We start from the raw sequence: 26,298 nt of genomic DNA, 5'->3' as shown, positions 1-26,298 counted from the left end.
AACGCTTTTTATTGAATTCATGCGGCTTTTAGCTTGTCATCTGTCCATGAGTTGATCACAATCGCATATAGCTGTCGCTTAACTTTTTGGAAAAACGATATGACACAGAAAAAAACCTTGCCCTTCCCAGCCAAAAGTGGCGTTAATTATTTTCTCGATGGCTTTGGTTTAATCACACGTAAAGGCCTGCGCACTTTCGTATTTATTCCGTTAATGATTAACCTTCTGCTGTTTGCTGGCGTCATTTATGTAGCCATAGGCCAGTTAGATACGCTATTCACTTGGATGAATGCCCAGCTCCCTGACTACTTAAGCTGGTTAAACTTTTTGCTTTGGCCACTCGCCGTCACCACTATGCTGGTGATGCTTGCTTTTGTATTTAGCTCCGTCATGAACTGGCTCGCTGCCCCCTTTAATGGTCTGTTGGCTGAAAAAGTCGAGCAGCTATTAACTGGTAAGCAGCTGAATACCGGTTCTGGTATTGATTTAATCAAAGACTTACCGCGTATCCTTGGGCGTGAGTGGATCAAACTCAAATACTATCTGCCCCGCGCACTGGTATTTTTGTTATTGTTTTTAGTGCCTATGGTAGGCCAGACGCTGGCGCCGATTTTATGGTTTCTGTTCAGCGCTTGGATGATGGCGATTCAGTACTGCGATTATCCCTTCGATAACCACAAGGTCAGTTTTAAAGATATGCGCTTTGCCTTGAATCAAACCCGTGGCACCAGTTTTAGCTTTGGCGCCACTGTGACGCTATTTTCGATGATCCCCATAGTCAACTTTATCGTCATGCCAGTGGCGATTTGTGGCGCGACGGCCATGTGGGTAGATAAGTATCGTGAAGCGTATCGCAACCATGCCATAGCACCCGAGTAGTAACACCAGCAGTGCTGAGTCATGGCTCAGCACTGCTCCCCAATTTTTTAGACCCAATAATCCAATCATGTTTCGCCTCGTTAAAATCAACGCAAACCTTGTAACAATTACTCGCTATTGTTAACTTCACGTTTTCTGGCAAAATGCGCGCCACGAATGTGTTATTTGAGTCTTTTTTGTTGAAATCAATCTTAGCCATCATCTTATCTAGTCTTGCTTTTCTACCTGTAACTTGTATTGCTGGCTATGCCAGCCAATTTCAGTTAGCCATTCCAACACTTAACAGTGCTGCCAATATCGACGGTGAGTTGGACGATGCCATTTGGCAACAAGCCGCAGTCACAGAGCTCAAATACGAAACCCAACCAGGGGAAAACATTGCCGCATTAGTGAAAACCGAGGCGCGAGTCTATGCGACTAAAACCAGTCTTTTTGTGGCATTTACTGCCAAAGATATTAATCCCAAACTCATTCGCGCCACACTCAAGGACAGAGACAAGCTGTGGAGTGATGATTTAGTCGGAATTAAACTCGATACTTTTAATAATGCCCGTTTAGCATACCAATTTTTTATTAATCCCCTTGGCGTGCAATTAGACTCAATTGAAAACGAACTAACGGGTGAAGAAAGCGAAGCATGGGATGGTATTTGGAAATCTGCAGGCAAGATCACCGCCGATGGCTATCAGGTCGAAGTCGAATTACCACTGAGACTGTTCAACTTTGACGACAAGAAAAGCCTGCAAGAATGGGGCTTTGAGTTAATTCGTTATTATCCACGCAATGAAAAACATCGCCTATCGACCCATAAGATTGACCGCAATACGAGTTGTCAACTTTGTCAGTTAGGTGTGGCTTCTGGCTTGGCGGGGGCAGAACAAGGACAGGATGTACAAATCACCCCGACTTTTATCGCCAACCGTAACGAACATAAACAGGCGGATGGCTGGGAAGCTGATAACAATCTCGAACCAGGTGTAGACTTACGCTGGGGCATTAATTCCAGCACCTTACTCAATGCCACCATTAATCCCGATTTTTCCCAAGTGGAATCCGATGCAGGCCAGCTCGATGTGAACAGCACTTTCTCCTTGTTCTATGATGAGAAACGGCCGTTCTTTTTGGATAATAAAGACTATTTCGACACACAGGTTAATCTGCTGCACACCCGCAATATTGTTGCACCAGACTATGGTATCAAACTGACAAGTAAGAGCGATGATCACACCTTAGCTCTGCTAGCGAGTAACGATAGCCAAACCACGTTTTTGGTACCGGGAAATTTAAGCTCAGAGGTTGCCTCGCTTGATCAAGAAAGTTTGAACCTTGCGGGACGTTATCGTTTCGACATGAGCAAAACCTTCTCCATCGGCGGATTACTTACCGCGAAAACAAGCAGTGACAACACTCACAATGGTACAGCAAATAACCCGCACTATGAGATCAACAGCCAACCCGATTACCACAACTATGTCATTAGTCTGGATGCGAAATATCAACCAACACCACAGGACAGTTTCACTGCGCAAGTGGCCCAATCGGATACTCAGTACCCCACGGGAGTCTATCGTCAATTTTGTACTGATACTGAAAATGACCCTAGTAATGGGTTGCCCTGTGGCCAATCTCAGCTTGATTGCGAACTCGGTCACTGCCAACTCAACGAACAAGTATTACGTAGCCAATCTGATAGCCGCTTTGGCGGCAATTTATATCAGTTAACCTTTAAACACGAAGAGCGAAATTGGTTTGCTTACAGTGAATACAACGCAGTTGATCCCGATTTTCGTGCCGATTTAGGCTTTGTCGAAAAAATCGATTACCGCACCTTTGAGGCTGGTGCGGGTTTGATTTGGTATCCTACGGGCACCTTTAACAAGGTGGAATTAGCGGGAGATTGGGATATCACTCATAACCAAGCAGGCGAACGACTTGAAGAAGAGTATGAAGCCTACATCGAAATCCTCGGCGCATTACAAAGCGAAATCACCTTTGGTGTAGAAACCCGTGAACGTGTGGGTCCTCGCCGCGATGCTTCACAACTCACTATCGCCGGAAATAGTCAACTATATGATGAAACCCAAGTGTGGTTTTATGGCGCAGTAACCCCGTTATCGCCCCTGAGTATGGAGCTTGAAATGTACTACGGCGATGAAATTGATTTTATCAATGATAGGCTGGGCACTAAAACGCAAATGAACCCGAGTATCAATTGGAAAATTGCTAATGGACTTTCTATCGATATATCCCATCTTTATCAGCAAATGGATGTGGAACAAGGTGCGCTTTTTACCGCGAATCTGAGCGATGTACGCCTCAACTGGCAATTCAGTCTACACAGTTTTATTCGCCTTTCTAGCATTTACACCCGGATAAATCGCAATGTGGCGCAGTATTTATATTCGGCGCCTCAGAGTGAGGAAGCGCATTTAGGTAATGAACTCCTCTACGGTTATAAACTCAATCCGCAGAGTGTGTTCTACCTTGGATACTCTGATAGTTTGCAGGCTAATGATGAGTTAAGCCGCCTGACGCGGGACGAGAAAACCTACTTTATGAAGTTAAGTTACGCATGGCTGCTATAAACAATCATTGCCTTAAACAGAAAGCAACTTAGGCAAACAACTGACATAAAAAGCCCACATCTTCCTCGATGTGGGCTTTTTATTATGGCGGTGAGAATCTTAGACCTTCTGCAGAATAACACTGCCAATAGAATATCCTGCGCCAAACGAACTCAATAAACCTAAATCGCCAGTCTTAAAGTCACCGGAAAACTTGTGAAATGCAATCACAGAACCCGCGGAAGCCGTATTGGCGTATTCATCTAACACCACGGGCGCTTGTTCCGCTGACACATCATCCCCAAGCAACTTTCTCACTACAAACTGATTCATGTTGATGTTCGCTTGATGCAACCATAAACGCTTAAAAGACTGTGGCGTTAACGCTTGTTCGGCCAGATGTTCATCCAAATGCTGATAAATCATCGGCAACAGCTCTTTAAATACCTTGCGCCCTTGTTGGTGGAATAACTTATCGGCTTGATGAGCCGCACTCGGATCGCAGCGATTCAAGAAACCGAAATTACTGCGAATATTGTTCGAGTAATCGGTAAAACAGCGGCTTGAGAGGATCTTAAACACATGATCAGACTGGGCTAAGCTTTGTTCTTCCAGTACCAGAGCCGTCGCCACATCACCGAAGATAAAATGGCTGTCACGGTCGCGATAATTCACCTGTGCCGAGCAAATCTCAGGGTTGATCACTAACACTCTTGAGGCAGAACCCGTAGCAATGGCATTAGCCGCGGCGACAATTGCAAACGTCGCCGATGAACACGCTACCTGCATGTCGTAACCATAACCCCGCGTACCCAGTGCACGTTGAATTTCAATCGCCATAGCAGGATACGCACGCTGAGTATAAGCACAGGCAACAATCACTAAGTCAATTTGCTCAGCCTTGAGATTGGCATTCTTTAGTGCCATCAAGGCAGCTTCAAGGCCAATCTCGGCCTGCATAGATAATTCGTCACTACTGCGCTCAGGAATCAACGGCATCATGACTTCGGGATCCAGAATGCCCTCTTTCACCATCACATATCTGTGCTTGATACCTGAGGCTTTTTCAATAAACTCGCTCGATGAATAGGACAAAGCCGCAACATGGCCTTGCTCAATTAAGCCTGCATTTTCAAGATTGAAAATATCCACATAAGCATTGAAGCTCTCAACTAAGGCTTCATTGGAAATACTGTGGGGCGGCGTAAATAGGCCACTCCCCGAAATGACGACCTGTTTCATAAATGCTCCAAACGGGTACTGGTTGTAAGGTGAGCAGAGGATGCATCATCACTCGTAAGCACAGGTGCTAACTCATTTTGCCCCTGCGCTTGTTGCTCTAATCGTTGCTTTTTATGCATTTGCACTAAGTCTATCACGACTGTTGAAGATATTTTATCTTGGATCCCCTGCCGATTGGCATCCCAAAATATTTGCATAAAGCCAAGTAAGCCTGTGGTAAAGCCTGCGGCATAGCCACCATAACGGCCAAACGCGGCCCATAAACTGATGTTGGCACCATCGAGCTGGATCACCCGAATGCCCAGCATCTTCTTACCTAAGGTTTGACCATCAAATCGTGCAGTAAAGACGGTAAAGTAAAACGCTGCCCAACCAAAACCCAGCCCCATATCACTCAGAAAGCCTTTAACCCAAGCGACAACACTATGGCTTGTTGCTTCATCAACGGTTCTGAGGCGAGAATATTGCGAAGGGCTCACATTCACTGCATCAGCCACCGCACTTTGCGGCTGTACATCCGGCGAAATAGCTTGAATAGGCTGAAGTGGCTCAGGCGGAGAATCTGTTGTCGCCAACTCAACAGGAAGCGTAATAACAGGCCATAGGCTGCCATTAAGCACTTCCGCCTGTAACTTTTCACTGTCTATGGCAGGCAAACTACTGTTGGCTATGGTTGCTAGCACTATTTCACGTTGATCATTTTCTGTCATGCCCTTTGATCCTGAAGCGCTTTTTATCGCTTCATGTAGGGATTGAACTTGAGTTTTACCACAAACATAATTATTGCACTGGCTCAACGACATCAATGCTGGTAGTGACGTAATGATTTGTTCACCTAATGCCAATTGTTGCTCTACTCCCTCACTGCTTTTAACGTCTGAGCCATTAAAATCAAACAGATTATTGGCGGTTGTCAGCAACATAAAAACCAACATCAGGGCATAAAGTCCCCACTTTAATAAACGACCAAACTTACGACTGCGCTTTTCAATCCAGATAATACTGACCACCAGCAAGACAAACATCCAATCCATCTGCTCAGCTAACACAGTGATCAGCAAACCATCAATCAGTATGGCTAACATCCGCTTCAACGGTGTCGCCAATGGGGTGTATAACACGGCTGCTGCAATGGTAAATGCCTTTGGTGTTACCATCGTTTTTGGATCTTTACCCAGATCCATTTGTTGCTGCTTCATCTTTGCGCTTGTCCGATACGAGTGATAGGCTAGTTTTACGATTGAGACATCAAGAAGTTATCCCTGTTAATGCCACAATCTTTTTTATGTTAGCAAGAGGTTAACACAGTTAAACTGGCTGCCAATCAGGGTTTGCGAATAACAGCACACCCTTTAATAACCAAATCGAATAAAGAAGAACAAACAATCACTTCTAAAAGCGCCACAGCAGATTATGATTCAGTAGTGCCAACATAGGAGCAAGCAATCCATGAGCAAAATTTTCGAAGATAATTCATATACTATTGGTAATACACCGCTAGTACGTTTAAACCGTGTTAGCCAAGGTAAAGTGCTGGCCAAAGTCGAAGCCCGTAACCCAAGTTTCAGTGTTAAATGCCGTATCGGTGCCAATATGATTTGGGATGCCGAGAAGAAAGGTCTATTAACAAAAAATCACGAGCTGATTGAGCCAACATCAGGCAACACAGGTATTGCATTAGCGTATGTTGCCGCGGCCCGTGGCTATAAACTGACCCTGACCATGCCAAATACCATGAGTTTAGAGCGTCGTAAGCTACTCAAAGCCTTAGGCGCAACTCTCGTGCTGACTGAAGGCGCGAAAGGCATGAAAGGTGCGATTGATAAAGCGGAAGAAATTCGCCAATCGGCTCCTGAAAAATACATTTTATTGCAGCAGTTTAATAACCCTGCTAACCCAGAAATCCATGAAAAAACCACAGGTCCAGAAATCTGGAATGATACCGACGGTGAAGTGGATGTGTTTGTTGCTGGTGTAGGTACTGGCGGTACAATTACTGGTGTAAGCCGTTACTTGAAAAAAGTGGCAGGTAAAACCATCACCTCAGTGGCGGTTGAGCCAGCAGATTCTCCTGTTATAGCTCAAACCTTAGCTGGCTTACCTGTGCAACCAGGGCCGCATAAAATCCAAGGTATTGGTGCTGGCTTTATCCCAGGTAACTTAGATTTAGAATTGATTGACCGTGTTGAAGCTGTTACTAACGATGAAGCCATCGACATGGCCCGCCGCTTAATGCAAGAAGAAGGCATTTTAGTGGGTATTTCATCAGGTGCCGCCGTTGTCGCCGCCAACCGCATCGCTGAGTTGCCAGAGTTTGCAGGCAAAACCATTGTGGTGATTTTGCCATCGGCTGCCGAGCGTTACCTATCTTCAGTCTTGTTCCAAGGCCAATTCGGCGACGAAGAAAACGTTCAATAAACGACGTTTTCTCGTCCTTAAAATACCCAGCTTTGGCTGGGTATTTTTATTTATGGCATTCCATTATTTAGATCTCGATTACAGAGCATAAACAAGTTACTGCTCAAGTTTGGATACAGCTCATAGTTCTTCGTATCTCAACTGGCTTTCACGGCTAACTTGGTTATAAAGAACGGACCCGCTCGCCAATTCATTCCTTTTTATGTCTTTTTACCGAACATCAAGTAATATCAGCGCCTTCAATGCAAAGTTTGAAGCTCAAAAAATTGCCTTTGGCCCCATCAGCTTTCAAGTCGCCCACTGCCTACTCAAATTCGATGTGCTAGCGCAAATAGATAACGCGGCCGAGCATGGGATCACTGCAGCCGAGTTAAGCCAATCCACCCCACTGAGTGAATATGCCTTGGGGGTATTGCTGGATATGGGACTCAGTATGGGTTTAGTTTGGCAAAATGAAAATGGCTATGTGCTCGATAAAACGGGGCACTTTTTACTCCATGACGACATGGCCGCCATCAACCTTAACTTTGTGCAGGACGTTTGTTATCAAGGCCTTTTTAGCCTTGATACCGCACTACTCGAAGGCAAGGCCGCAGGACTCAAGGTTTTCGGTGACTGGGATACTATCTACCCTGCCTTGAAGGATTTACCACCCAAAGCGAAACAGAGCTGGTTTGCCTTCGATCATTACTATTCGGATCATGCCTTTCCACAGCTTCTGCCGTTAGTGTTCGCCCATAAGCCAATCCATTTAGTGGATATAGGCGGCAATACGGGAAAATGGGCACTGAGCTGCTGTGATTATGACACAAACGTTGAAGTCACGATTATGGATTTTCCGGGGCAACTAGAGGTAGCCACACAAAATGCACTCGCACGAGGTTTTGCAGCACGCGTGCATACCTTTGCCACCGATCTGCTGGACGACTCACTACCCTTTGTCGAAGGCGCCGATACTTACTGGATGAGTCAATTTCTGGATTGCTTCTCAAAAATCCAAATCCTGAGCATTTTACAACGCACGGCAAAGGCAATGACATCAAGCAGCCAACTCTTTATCGTCGAAACCTTTTGGGATAGACAGCCATCGGCCGCCTCCGCCTATTGCGTAAATGCCACTAGCCTCTATTTCAGCGCCATGGCCAATGGCAATAGCCGCATGTATCACTCTAAGGATTTATTGGCCCTGCTTCACCAAGCGGGACTGTATGTGGATGAAGATACAGACAATCTTGGCCTAGGGCACACGCTACTGCGTTGTAAACTCAAACCTTAAGTTTAATAGCAACATCAAAGTAAACAAAACTTATGCAATGAATAAAATTAATCAAATTTATTTATCATTGATACCCGCAGTACACTAAATACATCAAAACAGCGCCCCAAAAAAGCGATGTTAAGCATTGTCAGTATTGAGAGGTATTCAAAATGACTTCAAAACGCAAACGCTGGACATCCCACGCAGCTAAACTTCCCAGCCCTATGGCTGGGTTGGCACTGGCAATTGCCAGCTTAGGTTGGACATGGGAGAACATGACACCTTCACTTAATGGCGCAGGACAACTCACAGGTGCCATCATAGCCTCTGTGTTACTGTTATTGCTCATGGGTAAATTCATGCTTCATCCTAATATTTTAAAGGACGAGCTTAGTCACCCTGTGATTGGTAGTGTGATCCCCACCTTCGCCATGGGCTTGATGGTGGTGTCTAAATCACTCGGCGATTATTTCCCCCATGCAGGCTTAACTCTGTGGCTAGTCGCCATTGGTATCCATGTGATCTTCCTAAGCGCGTTTATCTACTTTCGCGCCATCGATTTTAAACTCGAGCACATGGTTCCAAGCTGGTTTGTACCACCGATTGGCATTATCGTCGCGGCGGTGTCTTTCCCTGTATCTGATTACCAATGGTTAGCAAACGCCATTTTGGTTTTTGGAATGTTAGCCTACTTAATCATGCTGCCTTTGATGCTCTATCGCCTCATTTTCTGTCAGACGATACCTGATGCCGCTAAACCAACCATTGCCATTCTTGCAGCTCCCGCCAGTTTATCACTCGCGGGCTATCTGACTGTTTGTGAGCAGGCATCAATTCCCTTAGTCGCCTTACTACTGAGCATCGCCATTCTGATGACCAGCATCATCTACTTGGCCTTCTTTCACCTACTAAAACTGCCCTTTAGCCCAGGCTACGCAGCCTTTACCTTCCCTATGGTGATCGGTGCAACCGCCCTCTTTAAAACCGCTGCTTGGTTAACGCAGTTCAATAACATGGGTGAGTTAGCGATATGGATAAAATACTTAGCAGAATTCGAACTGGTAATCGCCACCTTAGTGGTTGCCTATGTCGCCCTACGTTATTTAGGACACTACTTTCCACTGCAATTTAACGTGGTAGAGCACAAATCAGTTCTAAATAGCAAATAAACAGAACAGCTTTTTGTAAAAATAATTAACCATACAAATGAATTGTTCACTCAAAAAACTAAACAATAAACCGAAAGCGAAGTGAATAGATATTCACTTCGCTTTTATATTTAAACAGTCAAAATTAAATAATCAGAAATAGCATTTGATTAGTTTTCATTCTTTACAACATTTCATTCCATAATTTTACTTCTAGCTTCCTGACGCGGTGTAAAAATATCACCATACAAAATTAAACCGCATGAAAACCCTTATTGATAGCACTCCTCAATCATCCAATCTAAAATATATGGAATGACAAACCATATCGTTATTAATTTTTACTTTTTCACATAAAATAGTTTCAAACTATTATTGAAAACAACAAAATTAAAACACAATAAAACAAAACATTAGCAACAATAAAAAAACACAAAGAACCAATAATAAAAACAAAAAGCCAAATAAAAAACAAAACCATCAGATTAAAACCTTATCTGCCACCGATTACACACACACCCTACTTATATCTGCATTTTAAAAAGAGAGTAAATAACAAATTTTAAACAAAACTCCAGCATGACCAATGTTGCACTTGTTATTTTCTTGTGGTTATATCCTGAACTCAATTAAATGAGAGCTTAATTCTTTACATAAGTAACCATTTAAGAAAAATAAAAAATAAACATACAACATGTGTTAAGGGAGAATAAAATGCGTGCAAATTCTACATTAGCCAAAGCCGTTCGCTTTGCATTAATAAGCGGAGCAGCTACTGCCGCGTTAACCACTTCGATAGTATATGCAGCTGAAGATGGTGCCAAAGTTGAACGTATTGAAGTAACAGGTTCACGTATTAAGCGTACCGATATGGAAACCGCAACCCCAGTTACAGTACTAAGTGCTGATGATATGGCAAAACAAGGTTTTACTAACGTACAAGATGCATTGCAGAGCCTGACTTCAACAACAGGAGCAATGACAACTCAATCAGTACATGGTTTTACACCAGCTGCGTCATCAATCAGTTTACGTAATGCGGGTGCAAGCAGAACGCTAACATTGATTAACGGTAAACGTCTCAACCAATATCCTAAACCAGCAGGTGGTACAGACAACTTTGTTGATACCGCAAACTTACCAATGGAAGCTGTTGCTCGTATTGAGATATTACAATCTGGTGGTTCAGCAATTTATGGTGCAGATGCTGTTGGTGGCGTAGTAAACATTATTTTAAAAAGAGATTTTGATGGCGTCGCATTAAAATATCGACATGGTGATACTACTGAAGGCGGTGGTGGAAGCGATCGAATTGCGCTATCTCTGGGTTCATCTTCCGAACGTGGTAACGTCTCAACCTTCATCGAATTTACTGATACTGAGCGTTTGAATGCAACTGATAGAGCTGTTTTTGGATTAGATACAGACAAAGTACCTTATAGTAAATATTCACAATACAGCTCATATGGGGCTGGCATTACAGGTAAAAAACCTGCTGGTGGAACGACACCAAAAGGCCAACGTGTCCTAACTGCGAGTGAATGCGAAGCGGGCGGTTTTCTTTGGACAGGTAGCGCATGTGGCTTTGATCGCTCAAAGTGGCGCGATCTATCACCAGAAAGCACTCGTTTTATCAGTTCAACGAACTTTAACTATGAACTTGCAGATAATTTGAACTTTGTAGGACGTCTTGATTTTGCAGAAGCAAAATCAACAACACGTATCGAACCTATGGGTATCGATAACTACACAGTCAATGTTGCAGGAGACAAAGTAACTTTAGGCGTTGATTTAGATGATTCACTGACAAAAACATTCGACAAGAATACAGGTCTTGGTGGAGATTTTAAAAATGCCGAAAATGGTGACTACAACTATATTCGTCGTTTGCACGAATTCGGCAACCGCGCAGGAGAAACAAGTACCCGTAACTATTTCTTCACCGCGGGCTTGGAAGGCGTGATCGCTGATGATTATAGTTGGGATACATCCGTAAATTACGGCCGTACTAATGTGGATGTATTCAATAGTGGCTTTGCGACTGTGGGTGGATTATTTAATTATCTAGCTCAAGGTACTGACGGTAAATCACTGCTTGCGCCTATCAGCACAAATGATGTCAGCGGTATAGCGTACACTCCGTTTGAAAAAGCTCAATCAACTCAAAAAAATATTCAAGCAAATATCACAGGTCCAGCATTTGAACTGCCAGCAGGTTCAGCAGACTTTGCTTTTGGGGCGGAATATACCACTCAAGACTACTCATCAGAATCTGACTCAGAATCTGTTAAAGGCAATATTCTAAGCCGTGGTGGTTCATCAGGTGCTGGTGAGCGTTCATACTGGGCAACCTATATGGAATTAAAGCTTCCAGTTCTTGAGGACTTAACACTTGATGCGGCCTTACGTTATGACCGATATGATGATTTCGGTGGAAATTTGTCGCCTCAATTAACCGTAGAGTATCGCCCACTTGATGAATTATTAGTTCGTGGCTCTATCAGTAAAGTGTTCCGCGCACCAGATATGCATCGCGTATATGGAGATGCAACTCAAGCATATAGCAATATCATTGATTTTAAACAGTGCCAAGCTCTAGGTGGAACTCCATCTCAGAAAAATCCAGATCCAACACTGAACAAAATCTGTAATGAACTCAATATTGATATCACTACTGGTGCTAACAAAGATCTTAGCGCTGAAACAGGCTATACAGCCAACATAGGTGCTGTTTATGGTGGCGATAGCTTAAATGCTTCACTCGATATTTGGGAGTGGAAACTGGATGACATGGTAAGTGACATCTCTGCAAGCAAAGCTGCTCGTGAATATGAAACTTATGCAAACATGATCACCCGTGACGCATTAGGTACCATTACTCACATTAATACCGTCGCACAAAACCTTGCTTATCAGAAAGTTCGTGGTATTGACTTAACCACTGGTTATGGATGGGATGTCGCTGACTTTGGTGAGTTAAAACTAAACTTTAATGGTACTTATATTCTTCTTTCTGAAGTACAAACAGATCCTACAGCAGCAATTGATGATGACATTGATGATGGTGGTTTACCGCAATATAAAGCCAATATCATTTTAGGTTGGTATATAAACGATTTTGAAACAACTTTAGGTGCTTACCACACAGCAAGAATGCATGGTGTTGGATATAAATCGTTTAAAAAAGCTGCATTAGATAAAGGTTTGGCATTCAATGAAAGTGCAAACGAAATTGCATCACAAACGAAGTGGAACTTAACATCAGCTTATAACATCACAGACGCAATTAAAGTGACTGGCGGTGTAATGAACTTATTTAATGCTGGACCAAACTTTGATCCAACAGATACAGCCTGGCCACACTATAACCGCTCATCATATGATGCGCGTGGTCGTGAATGGTTTATCGAAGGCGAAGTTAAATTCTAATCTCGCATTTATTAGTTAGAACCTAATCAAAAAACGGCATCTTCGGATGCCGTTTTTATTTACTTCATCATTTACACATCATAGAAAACCGACATAAAAAAGTGCCCAGCTACCTGCTGGGCACTTTCACTTCAGACTAATAATTAAAGGCGTTCTAGGAATGTTTAGTCAGCTTAATCTCACTCTGATGCTGAGGTTTTTCAGTATGTGAATGTGGTGCAGAAAAGTGTTCATGATGAGCTTTGTGTGGTTCAGCCAAGGTTACTTTACCCTGCTCTATCCACCAATAACCTAAACCAACAATCACACCGCCACCGACAATATTGCCTAGGGTGACTGGGATTAAATTATTGAATATAAAGTTTGCCACGGTTAAATCGGCAAATTGTGCTTGAGTAACCCCTAAAGACACGAAGAACTCTGGGCTGGCGATAGATTGGATCATCATGCCCATAGGCACCATAAATAAGTTAGCGATACTGTGTTCAAAGCCACTACTGACGAACATAGCCACAGGTAAAATTAACAGTAACGATTTCGTCAGTACATCACGACTAGCAAAGGTCATCCACACACCTAAACACACCAACATGTTACATAAAATGCCTAAACTAAAAGCTTGGACCCAAGTGTGGTGAAGTTTGTGCTGCGCCACTTTAAGGGCATTTAATCCCCAATTACCACCATCTAGCTCATACATACCTGCGGCAGTGATCAAGCAAACCATCAACATGGCGCCGACAAAATTGCCGGCATACACGCGGCACCAACATTTGAGTAATTCAGCGCCAGTGACCTGTTTTTGTGCCCAGGCGACGGTACTGAGCACAGAACTGGTGAACAGTTCTCCACCGCAAACAACCACTAAGATTAAACCTAAACTAAAGGCTATTCCGCCAACGAAACGAACTAAACCCCAAGACGCATCGCCTGCGCCAGTAGTTACGGTTAAATAAAAAACAAAGGCTAAAGCGATAAATGCGCCAGCAAACACGGCTAAGCCAAAGGACTGCCAAGGTGCTTTAACCACTTTGCTTGTCCCGTAAATTTCAGCCTGATTGTAACAACTAAAATGAGCTGAAACCTGTGGCGCTTCATGTGCGCTGTTTGTCACAGTTGGAACTGATGACGATGGATTTGGGCTTTTCATTGCATAACTCCAACTTCAGATAAACAAACTTGAACGCGTAGCATAGGTATCTCCAGCAGCGCCATTGCGCAGATAACACGAATCAAAACCGAGATAATGATTTGCTTAAATGATGATTCACTAAAGTCTCGCTTTGTATCATACAACGCGCTTATGCTGTGAAGCAGATATTGCTAAAGCGTGATGCTATTCACACCCAAAATGTGAAAACTTTGAAGCCAAAAACACAAAAGGTTAATTGGTCTTACCATGACAGCCCGGTTTTCATCGCGAGAATGTGGCTTAATTAAGATGGTATACAATGCATATCCTGCACGTTTCCATCTCATATTTAGCGAACTAACGCTTAAATTAATGCGCTATAGATTCAAGTTAACCTCAGCAATGACACATTAAATGACCAATAGCTTGACGCGTGTATCTCGGTATTCATTAAATTGAACCCACTATAACCCATAATTTAGCATTGACAGTTCAGTCCAACAGCAAGTAACAAGTTGCCTGCATCATTGCAAACTACCATATTTAGCCACTCTCTAACCCTTCCTGAATGATTTAAGTATTGCATGCTTTATTTGATGGCGTTATGACATGCCGTATCCTAAATCGACACTAAGTTAGCAAAGAAAAATAAATTAATACAAATAGCTAACATCAAACTTATTTTTAATATCATAACCACTGCGCCTACTGTGACAGCTCCCATTATCGAGCCGTGACTCCCACCAATCAAAATCAGCCTATACGAGGATAGATTTATCCTCGCTAAAGGTGGACAGTAAATGGTAACAATATAGGCAGGCTGATTTAAGAGATAATGGGGTTCAGATGTCACACCAAGTTAAAAAGCGTGCCGTATTCCCTATTGTGGTAAAAAAATGCTACCTAGCTAGCAAATTTGGGATTAACAGAGCATAAACCAAGCCGTTTAAGATGCGATAGCGACAGACCTATGTTAATATGCTTATGGACAATTGGTCTTACCAATTATAAAGATTTATCAGTAGCCGATAATCAAAGTAAGCGAATATTTGTCATCTTATCGGGTATCAATAGACAGACTTTTGGAGTGACGAGCGCTTCAAAATCCAGTTCCCATCATAGGGCGTCATCATGAAGGGAGCTTTATTTCAGGAATTAGCTATTGGCTTATACTCAGCATTGCTTAACGCTGATCGCCAATAACCTTTTATCTCAACCAGAAGGTATTAGTACGATGACCGACAAAACTGAACTGTTTGCCAACGCATGGGAAGGCTTTACTCCTGGCGATTGGAAATCTGAAGTCAATGTACGTGACTTTATCCAACAAAACTACGCGCCTTTTGAAGGCGACGAGTCCTTCCTCGCCGGTGCCACCGAAGCGACCACAAAATTGTGGGATAAAGTCATGGAAGGCATCAAACAGGAAAACCGTACCCACGCGCCTGTTGATTTCGACACTAAGATGGTTTCAACCATTACTTCCCACGACGCTGGCTACATCAACAAAGAATTAGAAACTATCGTTGGCTTACAAACAGACGCGCCGCTAAAACGCGCTATGTTGCCTAACGGTGGTATTCGTATGGTGGAAAGCTCATGCGCCGCCTACGATCGTGTACTGGATGAAGATGTTAAATACGTTTATTCAGAACTGCGCAAAACCCATAACCAAGGTGTGTTCGATGTTTACACCCCCGAAATTATGGCCTGTCGTAAATCAGGTATTTTAACGGGCTTACCCGATGCTTATGGCCGTGGCCGTATCATTGGTGACTATCGCCGTGTGGCACTTTACGGTATCGATTACCTGATGAAAGATAAGTTTGCCCAATTTAGCTCACTGCAAGCGCAGTTCGAAGCGGGTGAAGAGTTATCTAACGTTATCCAATTACGTGAAGAAATTGCCGAGCAACACCGTGCATTAGGCCAAATGAAGAAAATGGCTGCCAAGTATGGCTTCGATATTTCTCGTCCAGCGACCAATGCACAAGAAGCGATCCAATGGACTTACTTCGGCTATTTAGCTGCAGTGAAGAGCCAAAACGGCGCTGCCATGTCATTAGGTCGTACCTCTTCATTCCTCGACATCTATATTGAACGTGATCTGAAAAATGGCACCTTAACTGAGCAACAAGCTCAAGAAATGGTTGACCATTTTGTGATGAAATTGCGTATGGTGCGTTTCCTACGTACCCCTGAATACGACGAATTGTTCTCAGGCGACCCAATTTGGGCAACGGAGTCAATCGGCGGTATGGGCTTAGATGGCCGTACGTTAGTGACGAAATCAAGCTTCCGTTTCTTGAACACCCTTTACACTATGGGTCCAAGTCCAGAGCCAAACATCACGGTATTATGGTCAGATAAACTGCCAATCGGTTTCAAAAAATATTGCGCCAAAGTGTCTATCGACACTAGCTCAATCCAATACGAAAACGATGACTTAATGCGTCCAGATTTCCAATCAGACGACTATGCAATCGCCTGTTGTGTGAGCCCTATGGTTGTGGGTAAACACATGCAGTTCTTCGGTGCTCGCGCTAACTTAGCGAAAACCATGCTGTATGCGATTAACGGCGGCGTAGACGAAAAACTGAAAATCCAAATTGCCCCTAAAGCAGACATGATCACAGACGAAGTGCTCAACTTTGATGATGTGATGAATCGCTTAGACGGTTTAATGGATTGGTTAGCGACTCAATATGTCACTGCACTGAACTCAATCCACTACATGCACGATAAGTACTCTTACGAAGCCGCGCTTATGGCGCTGCACGACAGAGACGTACGTCGCACTATGGCTTGTGGTATTGCGGGTTTATCTATCGCAGCCGACTCACTGTCTGCCATCAAATTCGCCACCGTAAAACCGGTTCGTGATGAAAACGGCATAGCCGTTGATTTCGAAATCAGCGGTGACTATCCAAAATTTGGTAACAACGACCCACGTGTTGATGATATCGCCTGTGACTTAGTTGAACGTTTTATGGCGAAAATTCGTGACCGTAAAATGTATCGCAATGCGATCCCAACGCAGTCAATTCTGACCATCACCTCAAACGTGGTTTATGGTAAGAAAACCGGTAACACACCAGATGGTCGTCGTTCAGGTGCGCCATTTGCACCGGGTGCAAACCCTATGCATGGCCGTGATGAAAAAGGCGCAATCGCTTCTTTAACCTCAGTGGCAAAACTCCCATTTGCCCACGCTCAAGATGGTATCTCTTATACCTTCTCAATCGTGCCAAATGCGCTGGGTAAAGATGATGATGCTCGCCGTACCAACTTAGCGGCATTGATGGACGGATACTTCGACCACAATGACAAAAAAGAAGGTGGCCAACACTTGAACGTCAACGTGATGAACCGCGAGATGCTCGAAGATGCCGTTAAGCATCCAGACAAGTATCCACAGCTGACCATCCGTGTTTCTGGCTATGCAGTGCGCTTCAACTCACTGACGCCAGAGCAGCAACAAGATGTGATCACGCGTACATTCACAAAAGGTCTGTAAGCTAAATTAGTCAAGGCTGTAGTACACTGTGCTACAGCCTCACTTATTTTAACAGGAGTCACAATGGCAGTTATCGGTCGGATCCACTCGGTGGAATCCTTTGGCACAGTAGATGGTCCCGGCATACGGTTTATCACCTTTATGCAGGGCTGTTTAATGCGCTGCCAATATTGCCACAACCGTGACACTTGGGATCTTGATGGTGGAAAAGAAGTTCTGGTCGATGAGTTAATGAGTCAAATCATCAGCTATCGGCCTTTTCTCGATGCCAGCAATGGTGGTGTTACGGCCAGTGGTGGTGAAGCCATTTTACAGGCCGAATTTGTCGCCGAATTATTCACAGCCTGTCAGCAAGAAGGTATTCATACCTGTTTAGATACCAATGGTTTTGTACGTAAGTACACGCCAGTGATTGATGAGTTACTCGACCATACTGACTTGGTCCTGCTCGACATCAAGCACATGGACGATGAAAAACATATTGAGTTAACCAAAGTCAGCAACCATAGAACATTACAGTTTGCGCAGTATTTGGCAGAGCGTAATCAAGCGACGTGGATACGTTATGTAGTAGTGGGCGGATTTACCGACGATGAAGCATCGGCATTACAACTGGCCGAGTTTATCAAACCCATGAAAAACATTGAAAAGGTAGAGTTACTACCCTATCACGAATTAGGTAAACATAAGTGGGAAGCCATGGGCGAAAGCTATCAACTCGATGGGATATCCCCCCCGAGTCGAGAAACCATGGAAAAGATCAAAGCGGTATTTGTCCAACAAGGGATTAACGCGATTTATTAATCCACAGTAATAGAAAAGCCAAAACGGATAACCGCGGCAACGGCCTAAAGTTCTTCCCAATAACTGGCATCTAAACGCTCAAAGGCTATTTTTAAAATCAGTGCCATATCGAGGTAACAGGCCTTAGCGCCTAAAGTGTGGCAATTGATACCCATGGATGACAACTTCGCACTCAACTGGTTAATCCAGTCGAACAGCGTTAACGGTAATGGATGGCGAGCTCGCCAGCCTAACCACAGCAGCCCCTGTAACGGTAAGCTGATGAAAAATAAACCGAGAGTGACAGCTTGGGGCAGAAATGCCCAACCGTGAATATACAGCTGGCTCATGCTCACAAAAATCGCCAGCACTGGCATCACCAGTATGGCGAGCTGAGTTGCTCGGACGACCCGATACTCAGGGAAATAAAAACCCAGTTGTCTAACCATAGGCCAAGTCTTCATATATTGATGACCATCACCTAAGGTTTTGAGGATCTTAATGCTCAATTTTAGACACCAACTACAATGGAATACTGCTCTTACCATAGCACAATCTGGCGAATCGCCCCAAGACTGATATGGTAAAAACACCGCAGTTCCTCATTATTTTGAATCGTTATATTAAACACAATGGCAAAGGGTTTACACATGTCAAATAAACTGGTTTTAGTTCTCAATTGCGGTAGCTCTTCTCTCAAATTTGCCGTCATTGACGCGCAAACAGGTGACGACCAAATTTCTGGCTTAGCCGAATGTTTTGGTTTAGAAGACTCTCGCATTAAATGGAAAATCAACGGCGAAAAACATGAAGCAGCCTTAGGTGCATTTACGGCTCACCGTGAAGCAGTTGAATACATTGTTAATAAAATTCTTGCGGAACAACCTGAATTAGCAGCAAAAATTCAAGCCGTTGGCCATCGTATCGTTCACGGTGGTGAGAAATTCACTCGCTCAGTGATCATCGATGAGAGCGTGATCAAAGGCATCGAAGACTGTGCTTCATTAGCCCCACTGCACAATCCTGCTCACCTTATCGGCATCCGCGCGGCAATGGCCTCTTTCCCTAAATTGCCACAGGTTGCTGTATTTGATACCGCTTTCCACCAAAGCATGCCAGACAGAGCTTATGTCTACGCCCTGCCTTACAAGTTATACCGTGAACACGGTATTCGTCGTTATGGCATGCATGGCACGAGTCATTTATTCGTTAGCCGTGAAGCGGCAAAAATGCTCAACAAGCCCATCGAAGATACCAACGTGATCTGTGCTCACTTGGGCAACGGCGCGTCAGTGACTGCCATCAAAGGCGGCAAAAGTGTCGACACTTCTATGGGGTTAACCCCATTAGAAGGTTTGGTCATGGGCACACGTTGTGGCGATATTGACCCTTCAATCATCTACCACTTAGTTCATCAACTGGGTTACACCTTAGAAGAAGTGAATAACCTGATGAACAAGCAAAGTGGTCTGCTGGGTATTTCCGAGCTGACCAACGATTGCCGTGGCATCGAAGAAGGTTACGCCGAGGGCCATAAAGGCGCGACCTTAGCCTTAGAAATCTTCTGCTACCGCTTAGCCAAGTACATCGCCTCTTACACTGTGCCATTGGGCCGTTTAGATGCAGTCGTCTTCACCGGCGGCATTGGCGAAAACTCAGATTTAATCCGTGAAAAAGTGCTCAACATGCTGGAAATCTTCAATTTCCATGTCGATAGTGAGCGCAACAAAGCGGCGCGTTTCGGTAAGAAAGGTATCATCACCCAAGATAAAAGCACGATTGCCATGGTGATCCCAACGAACGAAGAATGGGTTATCGCCGAAGATTCCATTAAACTTATCAACAAATAAAAAGGCCGAAGCCGTTTGCTCACCCAAACGGCTTTATACCTTACGTAGCCGTACTCACAAGCAAATTTGCAGAAACTATTCTGCCAAAAACCATCGAAACTAGAGGTTTTTATGTCTCGTAATATTATGTTAATTCCCATAGGTACCGGAGTCGGCCTGACCTCCTTAAGCCTTGGGATGGTGCGCGCACTGGAGCGCCACGGGGTTAAGGTTCAGTTCTTTAAGCCTATTTCTCAGCTTCGTCCAAACGATAATGGCCCAGAACGCTCGACCACTATTCTGAGCAAATCGCCAACAGTAAATCCCTTAGAGCCCTTCGACATGGCCCATGCCGAAGCCTTAATTCGCGCCGACCAAATCGACGTCTTAATGGAGCAAATCATCGCCCGTGCGGCCGATTGCGCTAGCAACACAGAGACCTTAATTGTCGAAGGTTTAGTGCCAACACGTAATCATCCCTTCGCCGATGATGTGAACTATGCCATCGCTAAAGCCATGGATGCCGACGTAATTTTTATTGCCACACCAGGCAGTGATACGGCTACAGGGCTAATGAATCGCCTCGAAATCGCCTATAACTCTTGGGGCGGAAAAAAGAACAAACGCCTGATTGGTGCTGTAATCAACAAGATTGGTGCCCCCGTTGACGACGAAGGTCGCGCGCGCCCTGATCTATCTGAAGTCTTTGATCACCAAGGTGTTCAACGCTCAGATGCGGCCAGCATGTTCCAACTGCCGGGTAAGAGCCCACTACGTATCTTAGGCAGCGTGCCCTACAATCTTGATCTTGTCGCTCCTCGTGCTTCGGATTTAGCAAAACATTTAAGTGCACGCATTCTGAATGCTGGTGAAATGCATACCCGCCGCCTGCGTAAAGTAACGTTTTGTGCCCGCAGTATCCCGAACATGGTCACTCATATTAAGACTGACTCCTTGCTTGTAACCTCAGGCGATCGCTCAGATGTGATCGTATCAGCCTGTCTTGCGGCCATGAACGGCGTGAAAATTGGTGCCCTGTTATTAACAGGTAGCTACGAGCCAGAGCCAGAAATCCTTAAGCTGTGTGAGCAGGCCTTTGAAACTGGTTTACCTGTGTTCTTAATAGACAGTAACACTTGGCAAACCTCGCTCAACATTCAACGTTTCGACCATGAAGTACCCGTCGATGACGCGGTTCGTATCGATCTGGTGCAGGATTATGTGGCCAGCCACATTGACCAAACGTGGATTGAAAGCGTGACTAAAAACTCGCCCCGTGAGCATCGCCTGTCACCACCAGCTTTCCGTTACAAACTCACGGAATTAGCGCGCGCCGCCCACAAGACTGTGGTGCTTCCAGAAGGTGATGAGCCGCGTACCATTAAAGCGGCGGCCATTTGTGCAGAACGCGGTATTGCTCGCTGTGTACTTTTAGGCAAAAAAGATGAAATCCTGCGTATCGCCGCACAGCAAGATGTGGTGCTTGGCGAAGGCGTGATCATTATCGATCCAGAAGAGGTGCGTGACCGTTACGTAGAACCTATGTTGGAACTGCGTCGCAGCAAAGGCTTAACTGAAGTCGTTGCCCGTGAACAGTTAGAAGACAACATGGTGCTCGGCACTATGATGCTGGCGCAAAACGAAGTCGACGGTATCGTTTCTGGTGCGGTTAACACCACAGCCAATACCATTCGCCCACCACTGCAATTGATCAAAACGGCACCTGGCTCAAGCTTAGTTTCATCCATCTTCTTTATGCTGATGCCAGATCAAGTGCTTGTTTACGGTGACTGTGCGATTAACCCAGATCCCAATGCTGAGCAGTTAGCAGATATCGCCATCCAATCGGCGGAATCAGCAAAAGCCTTCGGTATCGAGCCAAGAGTGGCAATGATCAGCTACTCAACTGGCAACTCAGGTACAGGTTCTGATGTGGATAAAGTGCGTGAAGCAACCCGTATTGCCAAAGAAAAACGCCCAGATCTGATTATTGATGGTCCATTGCAATACGATGCGGCGGTTATGCCAAACGTTGCCCGCTCTAAGGCACCTAATAGCCCTGTCGCTGGTCAAGCTACCGTTTTCGTGTTCCCAGACCTTAATACAGGCAACACGACTTACAAGGCCGTACAGCGAAGCGCCGATCTGATCAGTATCGGTCCTATGCTGCAAGGTATGCGCAAACCTGTGAACGACTTGTCTCGCGGCGCGTTAGTCGATGACATCGTCTACACTATCGCACTAACGGCAATTCAAGCCGCACAAAACGACGCAGCTAAAGGCTAACAGCATTAAATCTGCATAGCGTTACGCACAAAAAAGCACTGGTTATTACCGGTGCTTTTTTATGCTCAAATTTAGCGTAAACCATACCGTTGATCGCAAGAATCGCTTAATGGATAAGTCGAAATTACAAAAGATGAAGAAAAAACGAGAAATATCGAATTATGCAGTGTGAATAAGCTCGGCAAATTGCGAAAAATATCCACAAGTAGAAGTGGAACATAATGGAAAGCAGAAAAGCGTCACTTTTTAACCAGCAAATAAAGCAAGACAATATCAGTGACTTACAAAGTATCACTGAAGTCTTCAACATAGTTTTCCACAGTTTCTGTGGATAACCTTTTTATATGACTCCTAACTATATGCCACACACATGAGGTTTGAGTCAATGCTTTTCACAATAGACAGCGAATCACGACAAGACTTGTACATTACAGCTAAAATCGCGATACTCGGAACAAATTCCAATAACTAAAACTTATGCGAACTCTATTTTTTTTCTCCCTCCTGTTCCTCTTCGGTTGTGGCGATCCCTCAACGCAAGAGCAACGCCAGTTATCACCTGAAGAAGTGAGCTTAGGCTTTTTTAAAGCGATTTATGTTGATCGTAATGTTGAACAAGCCAAGCAATACGTCGACGATCCCATTAAACAAGTGCTCACCCATTACCACATTGCCGCAGCCATACAGCGTAATATGCTCGGCCTATCTATGACCAATGTTGAAATGGAAATTGATGATATCGATATCGACTTCTTCCGCAAATTTACCAAAGACGTCATTGTTGTGGTCAAAATGAAAGGTCTTAAAGGTGGTCAACCATGGATTGATGACAGGACCATACGCCTACACAAAATTGGGAACCAATGGATTATCGTCGAACTTCTGCCTGAAAAGCGCAAAGTTAACGGTTAACCCCCCTTTCTTGCCTGCTTTCACCGCGCATACCTTGTCATACAATCATCCTGCTTACTTTCAGCCAAAAAAATAGCAACCCTAAGGTTGCTATTTTTTTGTGCTTGTTCTGTTATTTCCGACTCATAAGTACCGTCAGTTTAATCGTTATCGATTAAGCTTGGATCACTTCTTCTTCGCTTTCAGCAGGTAAAGACGTTAGTACATCGTCTTTCACTTGATAATAAGCATTTTCGTATTCATGAACTTCCATAACAACTCCTGCTTGATTGGGTAAGGTCGCAGAGGCTTGCCATTCTATGCTGACATTTTGCCTATGAGGAAAGGGATACATTCCGTGGGCTGGAGTATAACAAAGCAAAAGCCACAATTACAGAAAACTTTCAGTTTTGTATCGCCAAACATGGCATTTAAGGCTAGTTATCATTTAAATAGCTCACAATCAGTGATTCAACATGAAAGACTTTCACTTTCTACGAGGGTATTGAGGCCATGCTGACGCCATTTCATCATTCGCTTTATACACAAAAGCGATTAACAGAAATCGCTTACATAAAATGAATCTAGGGAATGCCATTAGATATTCAGGGCAGGCTTTATGGTGAAATTTCGCCCTCAAACACTTAGACCAACATCAAGTCAGTAAAGTGATTGAAACCTATGGGCGATCGCAGCTATCTGAGCGATTAAGCTACTGAATAATAAGTGCTGAGTAATAAGCGACAGTGTAGAAAGCTAAACACTCAACCTAAGCCGACAAAAAAGGCCAGTTAATACTGGCCAGTTAAGCTAAATCAGGCCTAGGCTTGAGTCGATAAGCGGTAGCGAAGCACCTTAAGTGACTTCTCTTCCGACACATCCATAAAGGCTAGCGGATTGGCTAAGCGCTCTATGTATTCGAGTGCAGGTGCAGCTTCCGCTACCTGTTGACGCAGGAAAGCGGTATCGAGTTCAGGTGCATTTAGACACAGTAATACTTCGCCATTCTCGGCAAGCAACTCAGGTAAACGCCTAATTAAACGCACATAATCCTTAGTCGCAACAAAACTGCCCTTCTGATTGCTCGGTGGATCGGCAACAACAATGTCGTAGGGACCGAGCTTTTTCAGTTTGCCCCAAGATTTAAAAATATCATGGCCTAAAAAACGGGCTCCCGCGCTAAAGCCATTCAGCAAATGGTTCTGCTTACCTATGCCTAATGCGCCTTTACTCATATCCATATTCACAACTTCATCGGCGCCCCCTTGTAATGCGGCGACCGAGAAACCACAGGTATAAGCGAACAAATTAAGCACCTTTTTATAACGGGCGTTTGCTCTAACCCACTCGCGGCCATTGGCCATATCGAGGAAGAGTCCGTGGTTTTGTCCGCGCATTAGGTGCACCTGAAACCGTGCGCCATTTTCGCTAACGATATGCGGCTCAGGCACTTCACCTTGCAATAATTGGGTAAACGTCTCCCCCGCACTACGGTATTGGTAGACTAAATTCAATTGGCTATCTGGCCGAATAGCTTGCCAGCGCGCTGCAATCGCCTGTTGGCAGAGTGTTAAATCCGTATCCTCCAAGGGAGTAAAGCTAGTCAGCAATAGTACGGGTGCAAACCAATCTAAACATAGGTGCTCACAACCCACGTAATGCCCACCGCGGCCGTGGAATAACCGCACCGCATCATCACCTAACTCAATTGTCGCTAGCGCTTGTATAAAACTTTGCATCTTCTATTACTTACTCTCAGTTGCACTTGTATTGGCTTCATCGCCATTGGGAATTAAATTTTCCGTGTTACTGGCCAAGAACTTATCTTCAATATCGTCCGATAATAAAATGGCTAACCAATTACCACTCTTACTCGATTCGAGGGCAATTTTAACCACCATAGTCAATGGCACTGACAGCAACATGCCCACAGAACCTAATAACCAGCCCCAGAAAATTAATGATAAAAATACCACTAAGGTCGATAACCCCAGGCCGCGCCCCATAAATTTAGGCTCAATGATATTGCCCATCACCATGTTGGCACCCACGTACAAAAGTGCAGTCCCCCCCGCAGCCGCAGGGCCAAGCTGAATAAAGGCCAACAACACCGCTGGAATGGCGGCAATGATAGAACCAATATTGGGAATGTAATTAAACAGGAAAGCAATCACCGCCCATAACATGGCGTAATCCACGCCAATGAAGGTCAACCCCACACCGACGATGATCCCAGTAGCCAAACTCACTAAGGTCTTGATCACCATGTACTGATTCACAGATTGTAAAAAGCGGTCAATCTGCTTTAAGCGCATATCGGGATCGTCCAATGCCAGATGCAATTTCTTTGGCAGCGACTGAGCTTCAAACAGCATAAAGACGATAGTGAGGATGATCAGAAATAAATTCGCCATCACATTGCCGACACCCGATAGCATATTCGTGGTCATAGACAAGGCCATACCTGGGTCAAAATAGGCTAATACCTGATCCTTCGAAATCTGAATATTTAATGCCTGTAATTTATGGATAATCCACGAAAACTGCTCCACCAGCTGATCGCGATATTGGGGCAATTGTTTAGAAAACTCATTGACAGAACTGCCGACGACTGAGGCTAACCATAGGCCCATCAACACAATAAAACCCATCAAGAGGATCACTGCCAGCCATTTAGGCACACGGAACTTTGTCATCAAACCGATTGCAGGATTACAAATCACCGCAAGAAAACTGGACAGCACAAACGGCACAACAATCGGGCTCGCCGCCTTAATCCCTGCCAAAATAATCACTACAAAGGCCATAACCGCAAAGCCACGATAAGCAGCTGAGGGCGCATTAGGTCGAGTCATTTATTAAAAATCCTTCTTGATCTTAGATAAAATTGTTAGGCTAACCCTTGAAACCACTTAACCTCAG

17 protein-coding genes are annotated in these 26,298 nt (G+C 44.4%); 11 read left to right on the top strand and 6 right to left on the bottom strand.

The genetic code is table 11. From position 1 onward, the window contains the following. The first annotated feature begins 99 nt into the window (after positions 1–99). Entirely contained in the window at positions 100–879 is a 780-nt protein-coding gene (gene cysZ / locus HQQ92_RS06970) for a sulfate transporter CysZ (RefSeq protein ID WP_028760963.1), read from the top strand. A 143-nt stretch (positions 880–1,022) separates the two neighbouring features. After that, on the top strand, positions 1,023–3,464 hold the full coding sequence (locus tag HQQ92_RS06965) for a carbohydrate binding family 9 domain-containing protein (RefSeq protein WP_049821764.1): 2,442 nt from the start codon (positions 1,023–1,025) through the stop codon (positions 3,462–3,464). Positions 3,465–3,563: 99 nt separating this feature from the next. On the opposite strand, the gene HQQ92_RS06960 is transcribed toward HQQ92_RS06965, so the two are convergent. Then, on the bottom strand, positions 3,564–4,685 hold the full coding sequence (locus HQQ92_RS06960) for a beta-ketoacyl-ACP synthase III (protein ID WP_028760965.1): 1,122 nt from the start codon (positions 4,683–4,685) through the stop codon (positions 3,564–3,566). Next, positions 4,682–5,884 carry an RDD family protein gene (locus HQQ92_RS06955; protein WP_173244158.1) on the bottom strand — a complete coding sequence of 401 codons (1,203 nt, stop codon included), beginning with the start codon at positions 5,882–5,884 and terminating at the stop codon, positions 4,682–4,684. Before HQQ92_RS06955 ends, HQQ92_RS06960 begins: the two co-directional genes overlap by 4 nt. A gap of 250 nt (positions 5,885–6,134) precedes the next feature. On the opposite strand from HQQ92_RS06955, the gene cysK reads away from it, so the two are divergent. The 4 genes from cysK (at position 6,135) to HQQ92_RS06935 (ending at position 12,938) form a co-directional block, all read left to right on the top strand. Continuing rightward, entirely contained in the window at positions 6,135–7,103 is a 969-nt protein-coding gene (gene cysK / locus HQQ92_RS06950; RefSeq protein WP_113940761.1) for a cysteine synthase A, read from the top strand. Positions 7,104–7,305: 202 nt separating this feature from the next. After that, positions 7,306–8,379: a methyltransferase gene (locus HQQ92_RS06945; protein ID WP_173244155.1), complete on the top strand. Its 1,074-nt coding sequence runs from the start codon at positions 7,306–7,308 to the stop codon at positions 8,377–8,379. 152 nt (positions 8,380–8,531) lie between these two features. Further along, entirely contained in the window at positions 8,532–9,530 is a 999-nt protein-coding gene (locus HQQ92_RS06940; RefSeq protein WP_173244152.1) for a TDT family transporter, read from the top strand. Between the two features lie 693 nt (positions 9,531–10,223). After that, positions 10,224–12,938, top strand: a complete 2,715-nt coding sequence (locus tag HQQ92_RS06935) for a TonB-dependent siderophore receptor (RefSeq protein ID WP_173244149.1) — start codon at positions 10,224–10,226, stop codon at positions 12,936–12,938. A gap of 154 nt (positions 12,939–13,092) precedes the next feature. Here HQQ92_RS06935 and focA read toward each other — a convergent pair whose 3' ends face one another. Continuing rightward, the gene (gene focA, locus HQQ92_RS06930) at positions 13,093–14,088 is read right to left on the bottom strand and encodes a formate transporter FocA (protein ID WP_173244146.1); all 996 of its coding nucleotides are present in this window, start codon (positions 14,086–14,088) and stop codon (positions 13,093–13,095) included. Between the two features lie 1,216 nt (positions 14,089–15,304). Here focA and pflB point away from each other — a divergent pair. Both pflB and pflA read left to right on the top strand, forming a co-directional pair. Continuing rightward, positions 15,305–17,587: a formate C-acetyltransferase gene (pflB, locus tag HQQ92_RS06925; RefSeq protein WP_173244143.1), complete on the top strand. Its 2,283-nt coding sequence runs from the start codon at positions 15,305–15,307 to the stop codon at positions 17,585–17,587. Positions 17,588–17,650: 63 nt separating this feature from the next. After that, on the top strand, positions 17,651–18,391 hold the full coding sequence (gene pflA, locus HQQ92_RS06920; RefSeq protein WP_105252135.1) for a pyruvate formate lyase 1-activating protein: 741 nt from the start codon (positions 17,651–17,653) through the stop codon (positions 18,389–18,391). Between the two features lie 44 nt (positions 18,392–18,435). Here the strand turns inward: pflA and yfbV are convergent, their stop codons facing one another. Beyond that, a complete protein-coding gene (gene yfbV, locus HQQ92_RS06915) occupies positions 18,436–18,879 on the bottom strand; it encodes a terminus macrodomain insulation protein YfbV (RefSeq protein ID WP_081729091.1) in 444 nt (147 codons plus the stop codon). A 141-nt stretch (positions 18,880–19,020) separates the two neighbouring features. On the opposite strand from yfbV, the gene ackA reads away from it, so the two are divergent. From ackA to HQQ92_RS06900, 3 genes are all read left to right on the top strand, one after another. Beyond that, complete coding sequence (gene ackA / locus HQQ92_RS06910) at positions 19,021–20,220, top strand: acetate kinase (protein ID WP_173244140.1); 1,200 nt, start codon at positions 19,021–19,023, stop codon at positions 20,218–20,220. A gap of 111 nt (positions 20,221–20,331) precedes the next feature. Further along, positions 20,332–22,485: a phosphate acetyltransferase gene (gene pta / locus HQQ92_RS06905; protein WP_028760976.1), complete on the top strand. Its 2,154-nt coding sequence runs from the start codon at positions 20,332–20,334 to the stop codon at positions 22,483–22,485. Between the two features lie 477 nt (positions 22,486–22,962). Further along, positions 22,963–23,397, top strand: a complete 435-nt coding sequence (locus tag HQQ92_RS06900; protein ID WP_173244137.1) for a hypothetical protein — start codon at positions 22,963–22,965, stop codon at positions 23,395–23,397. An 800-nt stretch (positions 23,398–24,197) separates the two neighbouring features. On the opposite strand, the gene HQQ92_RS06895 is transcribed toward HQQ92_RS06900, so the two are convergent. Together HQQ92_RS06895 and HQQ92_RS06890 are read right to left on the bottom strand one after the other, a co-directional pair. Beyond that, the gene (locus tag HQQ92_RS06895) at positions 24,198–25,115 is read right to left on the bottom strand and encodes a class I SAM-dependent methyltransferase (RefSeq protein WP_131523541.1); all 918 of its coding nucleotides are present in this window, start codon (positions 25,113–25,115) and stop codon (positions 24,198–24,200) included. 6 nt (positions 25,116–25,121) lie between these two features. Beyond that, positions 25,122–26,231: an AI-2E family transporter gene (locus tag HQQ92_RS06890; protein ID WP_173244134.1), complete on the bottom strand. Its 1,110-nt coding sequence runs from the start codon at positions 26,229–26,231 to the stop codon at positions 25,122–25,124. Positions 26,232–26,298: the final 67 nt, after the last annotated feature.

Source organism: Shewanella sp. DC2-4, from assembly GCF_013248875.1.
In the GTDB taxonomy this organism is placed as follows: Bacteria; Pseudomonadota; Gammaproteobacteria; order Enterobacterales; family Shewanellaceae; genus Shewanella; species Shewanella oncorhynchi.
The sequence above is the reverse complement of the archived record's forward strand: the minus strand, read 5'-3'. Positions and strand labels throughout refer to the sequence as shown.

Excerpts from the sequence above, each read along its gene's own strand:
- HQQ92_RS06940 (WP_173244152.1), top strand. The coding sequence starts at position 8,532 with ATGACTTCAAAACGCAAACGCTGGACATCCCACGCAGCTAAACTTCCC.
- HQQ92_RS06895 (WP_131523541.1), bottom strand. The coding sequence starts at position 25,115 with ATGCAAAGTTTTATACAAGCGCTAGCGACAATTGAGTTAGGTGATGAT.
- cysK (WP_113940761.1), top strand. The coding sequence starts at position 6,135 with ATGAGCAAAATTTTCGAAGATAATTCATATACTATTGGTAATACACCG.
- HQQ92_RS06945 (WP_173244155.1), top strand. The coding sequence starts at position 7,306 with ATGTCTTTTTACCGAACATCAAGTAATATCAGCGCCTTCAATGCAAAG.
- HQQ92_RS06900 (WP_173244137.1), top strand. The coding sequence starts at position 22,963 with ATGCGAACTCTATTTTTTTTCTCCCTCCTGTTCCTCTTCGGTTGTGGC.
- pta (WP_028760976.1), top strand. The coding sequence starts at position 20,332 with ATGTCTCGTAATATTATGTTAATTCCCATAGGTACCGGAGTCGGCCTG.
- focA (WP_173244146.1), bottom strand. The coding sequence starts at position 14,088 with ATGAAAAGCCCAAATCCATCGTCATCAGTTCCAACTGTGACAAACAGC.
- pflA (WP_105252135.1), top strand. The coding sequence starts at position 17,651 with ATGGCAGTTATCGGTCGGATCCACTCGGTGGAATCCTTTGGCACAGTA.
- HQQ92_RS06960 (WP_028760965.1), bottom strand. The coding sequence starts at position 4,685 with ATGAAACAGGTCGTCATTTCGGGGAGTGGCCTATTTACGCCGCCCCAC.
- HQQ92_RS06965 (WP_049821764.1), top strand. The coding sequence starts at position 1,023 with ATGCGCGCCACGAATGTGTTATTTGAGTCTTTTTTGTTGAAATCAATC.
- HQQ92_RS06955 (WP_173244158.1), bottom strand. The coding sequence starts at position 5,884 with ATGAAGCAGCAACAAATGGATCTGGGTAAAGATCCAAAAACGATGGTA.
- HQQ92_RS06890 (WP_173244134.1), bottom strand. The coding sequence starts at position 26,231 with ATGACTCGACCTAATGCGCCCTCAGCTGCTTATCGTGGCTTTGCGGTT.
- cysZ (WP_028760963.1), top strand. The coding sequence starts at position 100 with ATGACACAGAAAAAAACCTTGCCCTTCCCAGCCAAAAGTGGCGTTAAT.
- pflB (WP_173244143.1), top strand. The coding sequence starts at position 15,305 with ATGACCGACAAAACTGAACTGTTTGCCAACGCATGGGAAGGCTTTACT.
- ackA (WP_173244140.1), top strand. The coding sequence starts at position 19,021 with ATGTCAAATAAACTGGTTTTAGTTCTCAATTGCGGTAGCTCTTCTCTC.
- HQQ92_RS06935 (WP_173244149.1), top strand. The coding sequence starts at position 10,224 with ATGCGTGCAAATTCTACATTAGCCAAAGCCGTTCGCTTTGCATTAATA.